The organism is Streptomyces sp. NPDC093510 (genome assembly GCF_040683555.1).
In the GTDB taxonomy this organism is placed as follows: Bacteria; Actinomycetota; Actinomycetes; order Streptomycetales; family Streptomycetaceae; genus Streptomyces.
This window is the reverse complement of record NZ_JBFBEE010000022.1, coordinates 43,205-57,553: the sequence shown is the minus strand read 5'-3', so window position 1 is coordinate 57,553 and position 14,349 is coordinate 43,205. Positions and strand designations below refer to the sequence as shown.

Annotated in this window: 12 protein-coding genes; 9 read left to right on the top strand and 3 right to left on the bottom strand. The window is 73.2% G+C overall.

Annotation, left to right across the window (positions count from 1 at the left end):
- Positions 1 to 13 precede the first annotated feature (13 nt).
- The 3 genes from AB0N81_RS30700 to AB0N81_RS30690 are packed head-to-tail and all read right to left on the bottom strand — an operon-like array spanning position 14 to position 1,983.
- The gene (locus tag AB0N81_RS30700) at positions 14 to 922 is read right to left on the bottom strand and encodes an aminoglycoside phosphotransferase family protein (RefSeq protein ID WP_365364012.1); all 909 of its coding nucleotides are present in this window, start codon (positions 920 to 922) and stop codon (positions 14 to 16) included.
- Positions 923 to 949: 27 nt separating this feature from the next.
- Entirely contained in the window at positions 950 to 1,453 is a 504-nt protein-coding gene (locus AB0N81_RS30695) for a ferritin-like domain-containing protein (RefSeq protein WP_365364010.1), read from the bottom strand.
- Entirely contained in the window at positions 1,450 to 1,983 is a 534-nt protein-coding gene (locus AB0N81_RS30690; protein ID WP_365364008.1) for a hypothetical protein, read from the bottom strand. The genes AB0N81_RS30695 and AB0N81_RS30690 overlap by 4 nt, the downstream gene beginning before the upstream one ends.
- Before the next feature lie 255 nt (positions 1,984 to 2,238).
- On the opposite strand from AB0N81_RS30690, the gene rimP reads away from it, so the two are divergent.
- The 9 genes from rimP to AB0N81_RS30645 all read left to right on the top strand — a co-directional run bounded on the left by rimP (position 2,239) and on the right by AB0N81_RS30645 (position 14,220).
- Entirely contained in the window at positions 2,239 to 2,736 is a 498-nt protein-coding gene (rimP, locus tag AB0N81_RS30685; protein ID WP_365364006.1) for a ribosome maturation factor RimP, read from the top strand.
- Between the two features lie 2 nt (positions 2,737 to 2,738).
- Positions 2,739 to 3,737: a transcription termination factor NusA gene (nusA, locus tag AB0N81_RS30680; RefSeq protein WP_365364004.1), complete on the top strand. Its 999-nt coding sequence runs from the start codon at positions 2,739 to 2,741 to the stop codon at positions 3,735 to 3,737.
- A gap of 133 nt (positions 3,738 to 3,870) precedes the next feature.
- Positions 3,871 to 4,161, top strand: a complete 291-nt coding sequence (locus AB0N81_RS30675) for a YlxR family protein (protein WP_365364002.1) — start codon at positions 3,871 to 3,873, stop codon at positions 4,159 to 4,161.
- Positions 4,162 to 4,307: 146 nt separating this feature from the next.
- Positions 4,308 to 7,466, top strand: coding sequence for a translation initiation factor IF-2 (gene infB / locus AB0N81_RS30670; protein ID WP_365364000.1), 3,159 nt, complete (start codon positions 4,308 to 4,310; stop codon positions 7,464 to 7,466).
- A gap of 140 nt (positions 7,467 to 7,606) precedes the next feature.
- Positions 7,607 to 7,900 (top strand): DUF503 domain-containing protein, encoded by a 294-nt coding sequence (locus AB0N81_RS30665; protein WP_365363998.1) that lies wholly within the window; start codon positions 7,607 to 7,609, stop codon positions 7,898 to 7,900.
- Positions 7,901 to 7,950: 50 nt separating this feature from the next.
- Positions 7,951 to 8,412, top strand: a complete 462-nt coding sequence (gene rbfA / locus AB0N81_RS30660) for a 30S ribosome-binding factor RbfA (protein ID WP_365363997.1) — start codon at positions 7,951 to 7,953, stop codon at positions 8,410 to 8,412.
- Entirely contained in the window at positions 8,409 to 9,317 is a 909-nt protein-coding gene (gene truB / locus AB0N81_RS30655) for a tRNA pseudouridine(55) synthase TruB (RefSeq protein ID WP_365363996.1), read from the top strand. The genes rbfA and truB overlap by 4 nt, the downstream gene beginning before the upstream one ends.
- Positions 9,318 to 9,562: 245 nt before the next feature.
- On the top strand, positions 9,563 to 13,153 hold the full coding sequence (locus AB0N81_RS30650) for a trypsin-like peptidase domain-containing protein (RefSeq protein ID WP_365363994.1): 3,591 nt from the start codon (positions 9,563 to 9,565) through the stop codon (positions 13,151 to 13,153).
- A gap of 122 nt (positions 13,154 to 13,275) precedes the next feature.
- Positions 13,276 to 14,220 carry a bifunctional riboflavin kinase/FAD synthetase gene (locus tag AB0N81_RS30645; protein WP_365363992.1) on the top strand — a complete coding sequence of 315 codons (945 nt, stop codon included), beginning with the start codon at positions 13,276 to 13,278 and terminating at the stop codon, positions 14,218 to 14,220.
- Positions 14,221 to 14,349 lie beyond the last annotated feature (129 nt).

The window sequence follows — 14,349 nt, the reverse complement described above, 5'->3', positions numbered from 1 at the left end:
CCGCGCCCCACCGTCAGAGCCAGCCCGCGAACTCCAAGAGAAGCTCCGCGTCCTGGGGGCGGCCCACCCGCAGCGCCCGGACCCCGGACTCGACCGCCCGGAACAGCGTCCAGCCCCGCAGCCGCTCCTGGTCGACCTCCAGGGACTCGGCGAGCTTCTTCACCCGCCGCCGCGTGATCGACGCACCCGATGGTGAAGCGATCAGGTCCTCCACCCGGTCCCGGACGAGGCGCGCCAGGTCGAACGCGGGCTCGCCGACCACCGGGTCAGGCCCCACCGCCAGCCACGGCAGCCGGTCCCCGGCGAGGACCTTGCTCTGCCGGAAGGTGCCGTGCAGCAGCCGCGACTCCGCGCTCCCCGCGTCCCCGGCGAGCAGCTCCTCGCGGGCCGCGAGCGCCGCGTCGACCAGCGGCGCCACGTCCGTGTCGGTGGTCGCGGAGGCGCGCATCGCGTCGGCCTGGCGCCCCGTGCGCTCGGCGACCGTCTCGAAGCGGTGCCCGGCGGGCGGCGCCACCCACAGCCGGCGCAGCGTCCCCGCGGCCTCGAGCAGCGCCTTGGCCTCGGGCAGCGAGCGTACGGACACGTCACGGTGCAGCCGCTCCAGGAGCAGCGCCCCGTCCGAGTACTCGGGGTCGAGCAGCCGAGCGGCGCCGAGCCCGCCCCAGTGGGCGAGGGCTGCCCGCTCGCTCTCCGGTCGCGACCGGGGCGGCACCAGCTTCAGCACGGCGGGCGCGCCGTCGGCCTGCCGCACCAGCAGCACGAGGCTGCTGCGGCCACCGGGCAAGTGGGTGCGCTCGACGGTCAACTCGCGTAGAGCGACGGACTGTTCGACTGCCTCGGGCAGCTTCTCCAGCCAGTCCTCGCCGTCCTGCGCCGTCTCGCCGAGTGCTGTGACGAGGCGCTGCGGCGGTTCGAAAGCCATGCGCGAGTTGTTCCCTTCCTGAACGCGTTACGCCTTGGGAGTCGCCGGTGCGGACGACGGTGTCGACCGCTCGGCGAGCCCAGGGAAGGCTACGCTCCCGGCACGCCACCGTGCCGCGCGGACCGCGGCCTCCCGCAGCGCACGGGCCGCGGTGCCCCGCCGGTCGCCCGTCGAGGCACGTACGAGATCGGAGTAGACGCCGGCGACCCGGTCCTCCAGTTCGGTGGCGAGCCGGGCGGCCGCCGCGGAGTCCGGCACCGGGAACGGCAGCGAGTACGCGGCGTCCGCGGACTGCGGCTCGCCGCCGAGGTCGCGCACCGCGCGCTGCACCTCGTCGCGCCGGGCGCGGTGCGCGTCGTACGCCGTGCGCGCCTCCGCCCTGCGCTTGTCGCCGATCCGGGCGCCGACGACGCCGTAGCCGTACACCGCCGCGTGTTCGGCGCCGAGGGCGGCCTGCAGAGCCTTCAGCTCCTCGTCCTTCGAGGCTTCCGAGGCTTGCGAGGCTTCCTTCGGGGTCTTCGTGTCGCTCACTTCTCGCCCTCCGGCTCCGTCAGCAGGTATGCGTGGGCCGCGCCCGCGGCCGCCACCGAGGCGAGCAGCCTGCCCTCCTCCGCCGGAGCGTCGAGCAGGGCCTTGCCCCGGCGGTCGGCCAGCTCGCGCTCGGCCTCGGCGAGGGCGCGTACGGCGTCCTTGGGGTCCGGGGCCACGGAAGGGGACGCCGAGGGGGCGGCCGCCGCGGAGGGGGCGGTGGATCGCGGGGAGCGGGCGGCCGCGAAGGCGTCGGCGTGCTGCTTCACCTCGGCCCGCAGCGGCCGGAGCCGTCCGGCGAGCGAGGGATGCGCCGCGAGTACGGCGTCGTACCGCCCGAGGAGCTTCCTGCTGTCCTCGGCGGCCGCGGCGCGCAGCCGCCGGGCGACGGACGCACGCTCGTCGGCGTCGGAGCCTGCGGAGTCCGTGCAGCCCGCGAGCAGCGCCGCCGACGCGACGCCGGCGGCCCCGGTGAGCAGACTCCTTCGGCGCGGACCCGGACGGGACCGCGGGGCGGTGAGATACGACGGCACGGCAGACGTCCTCGGAAGGAAGGCCAAAAGGCGCGAGCGAGAAAGGGGGAGAAGCCGACAGTATGAAGATCAGTGGGCACGGGCCCTGTGATCACCGTACCTTCGGACCGGCCCGGGACCCGCGAGCGGCTCGGACCGGAGCGGCGCATCGTGCCGTCCGTGGGCCGCAACACCCCTCGGGACCGGATACCCTTTGACCTGACACGCAGACTTGCAAGCACCCACAACAGCACACGCGGCCGAGGAGTCACCCGGATGAGCACCACCCAGAGCGAGAGGCTGCGGCAACTACTGGAACCGCTCGTCACCTCGCAGGACCTGGATCTCGAAGAGATCGAAGTGGCCTCCGTCGGACGCAAGCGGGTGCTGAGAGTCGTCATCGACTCCGACGACGGCGTGGATCTGGACCAGATCGCGGAAGTGAGCCGCCTGCTCTCCGCGAAGCTCGACGAGACGGACGCCATGGGCGACGGGGAGTACGACCTGGAGGTCGGTTCCCCCGGCGCCGAGCGAGCCCTGACCGAGCACCGTCACTATGTGCGTGCCGTGAACCGCCTGGTGAAGTTCCAGCTGACCGAGGGCGGCGAGCTGACCGCCCGCATCCTCACCGTGGACGACGAGGGCCTCGACCTCGAAGTGCCCGGCGTGAAGGGCCGCAAGGCCACGTCCCGCCGCCTCGCCTTCGACGAGATCGACAAGGCGCGCGTCCAGGTCGAGTTCAACCGCAAGGACAAGAAGGAAGAGGAGGCGTAGCCGTGGACATCGACATGAGTGCCCTGCGGGGTCTGGTCCGGGAGAAGGAGATCTCCTTCGACCTCCTCGTCGAGGCGATCGAATCGGCCCTCCTCATCGCCTACCACCGCACCGAAGGCAGCTTCCGCCGCGCCCGGGTGAAGCTGGACCGCGAGAGCGGCCACGTGACGGTGTGGGCGACGGAGGACCCGGCGGACCTCGAAGAGGGCCAGGAGCCCAAGGAGTTCGACGACACCCCGTCCGACTTCGGCCGCATCGCCGCGACCACGGCGAAGCAGGTCATCCTGCAGCGCCTGCGCGACGCCCAGGACGACGCGACCCTCGGTGAGTACGCGGGCCGCGAGGGCGACATCGTCACCGGCGTGGTCCAGCAGGGCCGCGACCCGAAGAACGTGCTGGTCGACATCGGCAAGCTGGAGGCCATCCTGCCCGTGCAGGAGCAGGTCCCCGGCGAGGAGTACCCCCACGGGATGCGCCTTCGCAGCTACGTCGTCCGGGTGGCGAAGGGCGTCCGCGGCCCGTCCGTGACGCTGTCGCGCACGCACCCCAACCTGGTCAAGAAGCTCTTCGCGCTGGAGGTCCCGGAGATCGCCGACGGTTCCGTCGAGATCACCGCGATCGCCCGCGAGGCCGGCCACCGCACCAAGATCGCGGTCCGCTCGACGCGCTCTGGTCTCAACGCCAAGGGCGCCTGCATCGGCCCCATGGGCAGCCGCGTGCGCAACGTGATGGGCGAGCTCAACGGCGAGAAGATCGACATCGTCGACTGGTCCGACGACCCGGCCGAGATGGTCGCCCACGCGCTCTCCCCGGCCCGCGTCAGCAAGGTCGAGGTCGTGGATCTCGGCGCGCGCTCGGCCCGGGTGACCGTGCCGGACTACCAGCTGTCGCTCGCGATCGGCAAGGAGGGGCAGAACGCCCGTCTGGCCGCGCGGCTCACCGGCTGGCGCATCGACATCAGGCCGGACACGGAGCAGCCCGACGACCGGGACGACCGGTAGCGGGCCAGCGGCGGAAGCCGTCGCGGGAATAAATTCCGGGCGGCGACCGCTTCGATCACGACAGTATGTGGCGAGTAGCCGTTCGATTCTTGCCCCGAAGGGGTGAGGTCGGTGCGGGGAGGTAGACTTAAGCGTGTCTGGCCGGACGCATGCCCGCGCACGCCCTGAGCGCACCTGTGTGGGGTGCCGGGAGCGAGCGGCCAAGAGCGATCTGCTGCGCATCGTGGCGAAAGAGGGCGCCTGCGTCCCCGATCCTCGCGGTACGCTGCCCGGCCGGGGTGCGTATGTACACCCCGCCCTGGTCTGTCTGGACCTGGCGGTCCGCCGCCGGGCGTTCCCACGGGCCTTTCGTGCCCAGGGGCCGCTCGACACGGAGGCCTTGCGCCGGGCTGTCGAGACAGTTGCCCCAGAGGCAACACCGTAAGACGTGGCCGCACGGAACCCCGTGCGGCCTTGGTACCCCGCGAGTTGGAAGTAGGTCGAGATTGCGATGAGCACTCGATGAGCACGCGATGAGTACGCCCATGAAGTAGCGACGGTCCGGCGTAACCCGGACCTAAAAGGAGCGAAGTGGCTAAGGTCCGGGTATACGAACTCGCCAAGGAGTTCGGAGTAGAGAGCAAGGTCGTCATGGCCAAGCTCACAGAACTCGGTGAATTCGTACGTTCGGCGTCCTCGACGATCGAGGCGCCTGTGGTACGCAAACTGACTGACGCATTCCAGCAGGGCGGCGGCAACGGCAAGTCCGCCGCCAAGCCCGGCGCGCCGCGCAAGCAGGCCGCCCCCAAGCCGCCGGCCCCCTCGGGCCCGGCGACCCCCTCTCCCGCGCAGGCCGCCCGTCCGGGCCCGGCCGCGCCCAAGCCGCCGGCGCCCAAGCCCGCCGAGGCCGAGAAGCCCGCGGCTTCGCCGGCGACCCCGGGCCCGCGCCCGACGCCCGGCCCGAAGCCGCCGGCCCCCAAGCCGGCCCCGGCCTCGCCGGCGCCGTCCACCCCGGAGTTCACCGCTCCGCCGGCCGCCCCGGCTGCTCCGGCGGCCCCCGCCGCCCCGCAGGCCCCCCGTCCGGGCGCTCGCCCGGGTGCCCCGAAGCCCGGTGGCCGTCCGGCCCCCGGTCAGGGCCAGGGTCAGGGTCAGGGCCGTGGCGACCGCGGTGACCGTGGCGACCGCGGTGACCGTCAGGGCGCCCCGCGTCCCGGCGGCCAGGGTGGCGCCCCGCGTCCCGGCGGTGCCCGTCCCTCGGGTCCGCGTCCGGGCAACAACCCCTTCACCTCTGGTGGCTCCACCGGCATGGCGCGCCCGCAGGCGCCCCGTCCGGGCGGCGCACGTCCCGGTCCCGGCGGACCTGGCGGTGCCCCCGGTGGTCCCGGCGGCGCCCCGCGTCCGCAGGGCGGTCAGGGCGGCCCCGGTGGCGCTCCCCGTCCGCAGGGTCAGGGCGGCGCCCGTCCGACCCCGGGCGGCATGCCCCGCCCGCAGGGCGGCGCTCCGCGTCCCGGCGGCGGTCCCGCCGGTAACCGTCCGAACCCGGGCATGATGCCGCAGCGTCCCGCCGCGGGCCCGCGTCCCGGCGGTGGCCCCGGCGGTGGCCGTGGTCCCGGTGGCGGCGGCGGTCGTCCGGGTGGCGGCGGCGGTCGTCCCGGTGGCGGTTTCGCCGGTCGTCCGGCCGGTCCCGGTGGTGGCGGCGGCGGTTTCGCCGGTCGTCCCGGCGGTCCCGGTGGCGGCGGTGCCGGTCGTCCCGGTGGTGGCGGCGGCTTCGGCGGTCGTCCCGGCTTCGGTGGCCGTCCCGGTGGTCCCGGTGCCCGTGGTGGCACGCAGGGTGCGTTCGGCCGTCCCGGCGGGCCCGCCCGTCGCGGTCGCAAGTCGAAGCGGCAGAGGCGCCAGGAGTACGAGGCCATGCAGGCCCCGTCGGTCGGCGGCGTCATGCTGCCTCGCGGCAACGGACAGACCGTCCGCCTGTCGCGTGGTGCCTCGCTCACCGACTTCGCCGAGAAGATCAACGCCAACCCGGCGTCGCTCGTCGGCGTGATGATGAACCTCGGCGAGATGGTCACCGCCACGCAGTCCGTCTCCGACGAGACGCTGAAGCTCCTCGCGGACGAGATGAACTTCGTCCTGGAGATCGTCAGCCCGGAGGAGGAGGACCGCGAGCTCCTCGAGTCGTTCTCCATCGAGTTCGGCGAGGACGAGGGCGGCGAGGAGATGCTCGTCTCCCGTCCGCCGGTAGTGACCGTCATGGGTCACGTCGACCACGGTAAGACCCGACTTCTGGACGCGATCCGCAAGACGAACGTCGTCGCGGGCGAGGCCGGCGGTATTACGCAGCACATCGGTGCGTACCAGGTCGCCACCGAGGTCAACGGCGAAGAGCGCGCCATCACCTTCATCGACACCCCCGGTCACGAGGCGTTCACCGCCATGCGTGCCCGTGGTGCGAAGTCCACCGACATCGCGATCCTCGTGGTCGCGGCGAACGACGGTGTGATGCCGCAGACGATCGAGGCGCTGAACCACGCCAAGGCGGCCGACGTGCCGATCGTGGTCGCGGTCAACAAGATCGACGTCGAGGGTGCCGACCCGACCAAGGTGCGCGGTCAGCTCACCGAGTTCGGTCTGGTGGCCGAGGAGTACGGCGGCGACACGATGTTCGTCGACATCTCCGCGCGCCAGGGCCTCAACATCGAGCAGCTGCTCGAAGCCGTGGTCCTGACCGCGGACGCCTCGCTCGACCTGCGGGCCAACCCGGAGCAGGACGCGCAGGGCATCGCCATCGAGGCCCACCTCGACAAGGGCCGCGGCGCCGTCGCGACCGTCCTCGTCCAGCGCGGTACCCTCCGCGTCGGCGACACGATGGTCGCCGGTGACGCGTACGGCCGAGTCCGCGCGATGCTCGACGACAAGGGCGAGAACGTGGAGGAGGCGACCCCGTCGACTCCGGTCCTCGTGCTCGGTCTCACCAACGTGCCGGGTGCCGGCGACAACTTCCTGGTTGTCGACGAGGACCGTACGGCCCGTCAGATCGCCGAGAAGCGTGCGGCCCGTGAGCGCAACGCCGCGTTCGCCAAGCGCACCCGCCGGGTGTCCCTCGAGGACCTCGACCAGGTGCTCAAGGCGGGCCTGGTCCAGGACCTCAACATCATCATCAAGGGCGACGCGTCCGGTTCGGTGGAGGCTCTCGAGTCCTCGCTGCTCCAGCTCGACGTCGGCGAAGAGGTCGACATCCGCGTCCTGCACCGCGGTGTGGGTGCGGTCACCGAGTCGGACATCGACCTGGCGATGGGCTCCGACGCCATCGTCATCGGCTTCAACGTCCGTGCGGCAGGACGTGCCGCGCAGATGGCGGAGCGCGAGGGCGTCGACGTCCGCTACTACTCGGTGATCTACCAGGCCATCGAGGAGATCGAGGCGGCCCTCAAGGGCATGCTCAAGCCGGAGTACGAGGAGGTCGAGCTCGGCACCGCGGAGATCCGCGAGGTCTTCCGCTCGTCCAAGCTCGGCAACATCGCGGGTGTTCTCATCCGCTCCGGCGAGGTCAAGCGCAACACCAAGGCCCGACTGCTGCGCGATGGCAAGGTCATCGCGGAGAGCCTCAACATCGAGGGTCTGCGCCGCTTCAAGGACGACGTCACCGAGATCCGCGAAGGCTTCGAGGGCGGTATCAACCTCGGAAACTTCAACGACATCAAGATCGACGACGTCATCGCGACGTACGAGATGCGCGAGAAGCCGCGCGGCTGATCACGACAGCTCGAACCGGGGCCGGTCGAGGGGAGATAAATCCCGTCGATCGGCCCCGGCCGTTCCGTGTACGGTTCTTGTGTCCCTGCCAATTGGTCGGCGGGGCGTCGACCCCGTACCGGCGGGACATCCGGACACACATGTATGTGGGGACTCTGTCCTTCGATCTGCTCCTCGGCGACGTACATTCGCTGAAGGAGAAACGCTCCGTCGTCCGTCCGATCGTCGCCGAACTCCAGCGCAAATACGCGGTGAGCGCGGCGGAAGTGGGCGGTCAGAACCTGCACCGGAGGGCCGAGATCGGCCTCGCGATGGTGTCCGGTGACGCGGGCCATCTCACGGACGTACTGGACCGGTGCGAGCGGCTCGTCGCCGCCCGGCCCGAAGTGGAGCTGCTGTCGGTCCGGCGGCGGCTGCACGGCGACGATGACTGAACACAGCAAGACAAGCCCAGGGAATGCCCGGGGATAAGGGAGACGGAGCAGTGGCCGACAACGCGCGGGCGAAAAGGCTGGCGGACCTCATCCGAGAGGTGGTTGCTCAGAAGCTGCAGCGCGGGATCAAGGACCCGCGGCTCGGAACGCACGTGACGATCACGGACACCCGGGTCACCGGTGACCTGCGGGAGGCCACGGTCTTCTACACGGTCTACGGCGACGACGAGGACCGCGCGGCGGCCGCCGCGGGCCTGGAGAGCGCCAAGGGCGTGCTCCGGTCGGCGGTCGGCCAGGCGGCGGGCGTGAAGTTCACGCCGACCCTCGCCTTCGTCGCGGACGCCCTGCCGGACAACGCGCGCGCCATCGAGGACCTCCTCGACAAGGCGCGGATGTCCGACGCCAAGGTGCGCGAGGTCTCGGCGGGCGCCGAGTTCGCGGGCGGGGCCGACCCGTACCGCAAGCCCGAGGACGAAGACGCAGACGAGACGGACGGCGACGCCCGCGCATGAGCAAGAGCAGCACCACAACGCCGGACGGCCTTGTCATCGTCGACAAGCCGTCCGGCTTCACTTCGCACGACGTGGTGGCCAAGATGCGCGGGATCGCCAAGACCCGCCGCGTCGGGCACGCGGGCACCCTCGATCCGATGGCGACGGGTGTCCTCGTGCTCGGCGTGGAGCGCGCCACCAAGCTCCTCGGCCACCTGGCGCTGACCGAGAAGGAGTACCTGGGCACCATCCGCCTCGGGCAGAACACGATCACCGACGACGCCGAGGGCGAGATCACCTCGTCCGCCGACGCCTCGAAGGTGACCCGTGAGGCCATCGACGAGGGCATCGCCAAGCTGTCCGGCGACATCATGCAGGTGCCGTCGAAGGTCAGCGCCATCAAGATCGACGGCAAGCGGTCGTACGCCCGCGCCCGCAAGGGCGAGGACTTCGAGATCCCGGCCCGGCCCGTGCGGATCTCCGCCTTCACGGTGTACGACGTCCGTGACGCCGTCGCCGAGGACGGCACGCCCGTCCTCGACCTGGTCGTCTCGGTCGTCTGCTCCTCGGGGACGTACATCAGGGCGATCGCCAGGGACCTCGGCGCCGACCTCGGCGTCGGCGGCCACCTGACCGCCCTGCGCCGCACCCGCGTCGGCCCCTACAAGCTGGACGCCGCCAAGACCCTCGACCAGCTCCAGGAGGAGCTGACCGTGATGCCCGTGGCCGAGGCCGCGGGCCGGGCCTTCCCGCGCTGGGACGTGGACGAGAAGCGCGGTCGGCTGCTGCTCAACGGTGTCCGGATCGACATGCCCGAGGAGTACGCGGGTGTGGGCGCCGTCGCCGTCTTCGACACCGAGGGCCGCTTCCTGGTCCTGGCGGAGGAGTCGAGGGGCAAGGCCAAGAGCCTGGCCGTCTTCGCCTGACACCATTGTGGAGTGGCGGCATTGTGAAGTGACGGCATTGTGGAGCGGCGGACCCCAGATCCGCCGCTCCACCATTCCCCCCACTAGAGGTGTATCCACCGCCACCCGCCGATTCACCCCAATGGGCAGGCGCTCGGAGTGAACCGGGGGGTCGGAAGGGGGCGCGTTCGCGCCGCCTTCTGTCCCGCTGATCACCCGCGACCTTACGGTCGGGATATACGGGGCACAGCGGGGAGGATTCGGGCATGGCGGGACGCGGCGGCAAAGGGCCCTCTGTTCCGGCGCCGGACCAGTCCGTGGTGCGGGTGTGCGACCTCGCAGGGCGTCCGCGCGGCATAGGGTTCGCCGCCGACGAGCACGGCACGGTCGTCACCAGTCACGAGGCGGTCGACGGGCTGGCCCGGATCGTCCTGCACGCGGCGGGCGAGCGCACCTGCGTGGTGCCCGCCGAGGCCGTGGTGCCGCTGCCCGCATCCGATCTCGCGCTCGTGCGCACCGAAGGGCTCGGTCTGCGGCCCCTGCCCGTCGCCGCGTGCGACACCGTGGCGACCGGCACGTATGTGCGGATCGCGGCGCCCGGCTGGCGCGAGGCACGCGTCCTCAGTACCTCGGCGGTGACGTACACGGCGACGGACCGCTTCCACCTGGTGGGCGCCGCCCTGGAGCTCGCGATCGGCACGGACGGCGCCGACGCGCTGCGGCTCGGCGGCGGCGCCGCGGGCGGACCGGTCGTGGACGCGTCCTCCGGCGCCGTCCTCGCCGTCCTCGGAACCGCCCTGCTGCCCCAGACCACCGGCTTGGCCGGGCCGGGGCAGGACGCCTGGACGCACCGCCCCGCGGGCTACGCGGTGCCGCTGCGGGACGCGGCCGCCGCGGACCCGGGCGGCCCGCTCGCCGAACTCCTCGCGCGAAACGCCGCGACCGTCCCCGCGTACGACGACGACCTCAACCTCGCGGGCGCGCTGCACCTGACCGCCACCTCGGCAGGCTCCGACGGCCCGCACGCCACGCTCCTCGAACCGGTCGAACGCCCCGACATCACCAGGGAGTTCACGGCCTTCACCGCCGGTCCCGCACGCGTGCTCGGCCTCGTCGGCGACCCCGGCACGGGACGCACCACGGAACTGGCCGCGCTCGCCGCACGGCGGGCCAGGGGCGCCGAGCCCGCCCCCACCCTGTGGCTGCGCGGCGCCGACCTGCGGAGCACCGACGCGTCCGTCGCCGACGCCGTGGAGCGGGCGCTCGAACGTGCCGGGCGCATCCTCGCCGCCGCGGACGAGGAGTCCGCGGACCGCGGCCTCGGGGACATCTCGGCGCGCCGGGTGGCCCGGCTCGTGCGGGACGCGGGGCGGCCGCTGCTCCTGCTGCTCGACGGCCCCGAGGAGATGCCTCCCGTGCTCGCCCACCGCCTCGCGGAGTGGAGCGAAGGCACCGCCCGATGGCTGCGGGACACCGGCGCCCGGCTCGTCGTCGCCTGCCGTGCGGAGTACTGGGAACAGGCGGGGACGCACTTCGACGCGGCGTCGCTGCACACGGCGGACGAAGGCGCGGAGCTCCCCGGCTGCGTACGCCTCGGCGATCTGCCCGAGCCACAGGCGCGCCGGGCCCGGGCCCGGTACGGCATCCCCGACAGCGCGATGGCCGACGCCGACGCACGGCACCCGCTTGCGCTGCGGCTGCTCTGCGAGGTGCGGGCCGCCCGGCCGGACGCACCGCCGCCCGGCACCCCCGGCCGCGAGGAGATCTTCGGCGCCTACCTGGACCTGCTGTGCCTGCGCGTCGCCGTGCGGCTCGCCGCGCCGAGAGGGCTGCGGGGGAGCGCGGTGCGCCGACTCGCGGCGACGGTGTCCGGACAGGTCCACGAGGCGGCGCGACGCTGCCTCGGTCCCGGGCAGGGGGAGCTGGACAGGGCCTCCTTCGAAGCGGTGTTCCCGTGGGGAGCGCTGTCCGGCGGGGAGAGCGGGAGCGGGGGGCACGGCTGTACGGGATGGGCGTCCGCGGTGCTCACCGAGGGACTGCTCGTGCCGGCCGGGGCCGGCTACCGCTTCGCGCACGAGGAACTGGCCGACTGGCTCCAGGGCATACACCTGGACGTGGACAGCGCGCTGACCGCGCTGGTCCACCGGCACCGGGCCGCGGCGCGCAACCCGTCGGTCCCGGAACAGCGGCGGCGCGACCCCTCCCGCCCGGTACCGGTGCCGCGGCACCGCATCGGCCCGGTGATCCAGGCACTGCTGTCGCTGCGCCGCCAGCGGGGCGCCGCGGAACTGGCCTCGCGACTCGTCGGGCTGGCGGACGCGCTGGTGGACTTCGACGCCTCCGGGACGGCCGTGACCGGGCCCGGGGACGCCGCGTGGTGGGCCCGCCACCTGCTGGAGGAGGTGCTGTCGCGGGTCCCCGACGCGTCCCCGTACCTCGCGGTGCTCGAACCGCTGGCCGCCCGCGGGGAGTTCGGGACCGCCTTCTGGCTGCGGCTGCCGCTGGACGACGCCCACCGGTTCGCCCTGCTGCGGCTGCTCGTCGTGCACGACGGGCCGCCGGGGGCCCCGGACCGCTGCCTCGACGCCGTCGCCGACCTGCTCGCCGCCGACCCCGCCGGCGTACAGCCGCACCTCGCACAGTGGTTCGCCGACGAGCGGCCGCTGGACGCCACGCCCGACGCCACCGTCGCCTCCGCCGCGCAGGCGCTGCTCCACACCCACCGCCACGCCGCCATCGACGACCTCACGGAGGTCCTGGTCGACCGCGCCCACGCCCGCGCCGACGAGCTCCTCGCCGCGCTCGCCGAGGAGGAACCCTCGGCCGTCTGCCGCGCGGTCGGCCGCTGGGCCAGGGACGAGCGACCCGCACGGCGCGTCGCCGCCGCCACCTACGGCCTGCGCGCCGCCCCGCACGCCACCACCGGCGCCGACCGCGAGCTCCTGCGCGGCGCCGCCGGCGCACTGCTCGCCCGGCCCGCCGACGACACCCTGCACGGCGCCGCGCTCGCCCTCCTCGTCCGCGACCCGCGGACCCGCTCCCGGCACCTGCACCACGCCCTGCGCCGCTTCGCCGCCGGAGACCCGCAGCTGCCCGCGAGCACCCTGGCCGCCGCCCTGCCCTCCCACCCCGAGCCCGTGCTCGCCGCCTTCCGCACCCGCCTGCACGCGCAGGGCCCGGCCGCCGACGACGTCCTGTGCGCCCTCGCCGACGTGACCACGCCCGAGCTCGCGCGCCGCGTCGCCACCCTCGTGCACGACCTCCTGGAGGCCCGCCCCGAAGCGGCCGGGCTCGCCGCCGCGTACATCGACCGGCGGCTCGAACACGGCCCCGCCGTGCGCGGCGTCCTCTTCCCGCTGGTGTCCGGGCTGCTGCACAGCAGGCCCGTGCAGGTTCGGGCGGCCCTCGCACCCGTGCTCGCCGCGCCGGGCACCGACGCGTCGCGCGCACTGCGGGGCGAGCTGCTCGACGTACTGCTCAGCCACGAGCGGGACTCCGCGGTCCTGGAGAGCGTCCTGCGGTCGGTGGCGTGCGGGACGGGACAGGGCCGTACGGGGGAGCGCGACGCGGGAGAGCACGGCGCGGGGGAGCACAGCGAGGACCGCACCCGCGAGCGCGTGCGCCGCATCGGACTGCTGCTCGTGCGCACCCCGGAAGGCGCGTCCTGTTTCGACCGGTGCCTGGTCGAACTGGCCCGCACCCGACCAGGCTTCGCCGCCCTGGTCACCGCCTGGATCGACGCCGCTCCGCACGACTGGGCCGCCCTGGTCGGACCAAGCGCCCACCGCATGATCGAGAACCTCGCGGGCGGCGTACGTGTCCTCGCCCGGGCATCCGGGCCCCGGCCGGGGGAGTGACCCCCGCCACTCCCTCCGGTGGCAGCCGCGACCCGTCGGCATGGCAGTCTTAGTCCTGCGCAATCGGCAATGGGAACGTACAGATGTACGTGACGTATACGGGTTCGGCGAGGAGCAAAGAAGTGCAGCGCTGGCGTGGCTTGGAGGACATCCCCCAGGACTGGGGGCGCAGCGTCGTCACCATCGGTTCCTACGACGGCGTGCACCGCGGTCACCAGCTGATCATCGGGCGCGCCGTGGAGCAGGCGCGTGAGCTCGGCGTGCCCGCCGTGGTCGTCACCTTCGACCCGCACCCCAGCGAGGTCGTGCGCCCCGGCAGCCACCCGCCGCTCCTCGCCCCGCACCACCGGCGCGCCGAGCTGATGGCGGAGCTGGGCGTGGACGCGCTCCTGATCCTCCCCTTCACCACCGAGTTCTCGAAGCTGTCGCCCGCCGACTTCGTGGTCAAGGTCCTCGTGGACAAGCTGCACGCGCGCGTGGTCGTCGAGGGCCCCAACTTCCGCTTCGGCCACAAGGCCGCGGGCAACGTCGACTTCCTGGCCGAGCTCGGCCGGACGTACGACTACGAAGTCGATGTCATCGACCTGTACGTGAGCGGCGAGGCGGGTGGCGGCGAGCCGTTCTCCTCGACCCTGACCCGACGCCTGATCGCCGAGGGGGACGTGACGGGAGCCGCGGAGATCCTCGGCCGGCCGCACCGCGTCGAGGGCGTCGTCGTGCGCGGGGCGCAGCGCGGGCGCGAGCTGGGCTTCCCCACCGCCAACGTGGAGACGCTGCCCCACACGGCCGTCCCCGCCGACGGCGTCTACGCCGGGTGGCTGCACGTCGACGGCGAGGCGATGCCCGCGGCGATCTCCGTCGGCACGAATCCGCAGTTCGACGGCACCGAGCGGACGGTCGAGGCGTACGCGATCGACCGCGTCGGGCTCGACCTGTACGGGTTGCACGTGGCGGTGGAGTTCCTGGCCTTCGTCCGGGGCCAGGCCAAGTTCGACTCGATCGACTCGCTGCTTGTCGCCATCGCGGATGACGTGAAGCGGTGCCGGGCTTTGATCGAGGCCGCCTAGCCGCCGTAGGCGGGGCGGTGCGTGGGCGGCTGCGGGTGTGTCGTGGTTGCTCGCGCAGTTCCCCGCGCCCCTGAAGAGCACCCGCAGGGCGCTCTGTCCAGGGGCGCGGGGAACTGCGCGACCAGCCCC

What these genes read in the sequence shown, in the direction of transcription:
- AB0N81_RS30665 (WP_365363998.1), top strand. Translation starts at nt 7,607, where the DNA reads ATGTATGTGGGGACTCTGTCCTTCGATCTGCTCCTCGGCGACGTACAT.
- AB0N81_RS30700 (WP_365364012.1), bottom strand. Translation starts at nt 922, where the DNA reads ATGGCTTTCGAACCGCCGCAGCGCCTCGTCACAGCACTCGGCGAGACG.
- truB (WP_365363996.1), top strand. Translation starts at nt 8,409, where the DNA reads ATGAGCAAGAGCAGCACCACAACGCCGGACGGCCTTGTCATCGTCGAC.
- rimP (WP_365364006.1), top strand. Translation starts at nt 2,239, where the DNA reads ATGAGCACCACCCAGAGCGAGAGGCTGCGGCAACTACTGGAACCGCTC.
- AB0N81_RS30650 (WP_365363994.1), top strand. Translation starts at nt 9,563, where the DNA reads ATGGCGGGACGCGGCGGCAAAGGGCCCTCTGTTCCGGCGCCGGACCAG.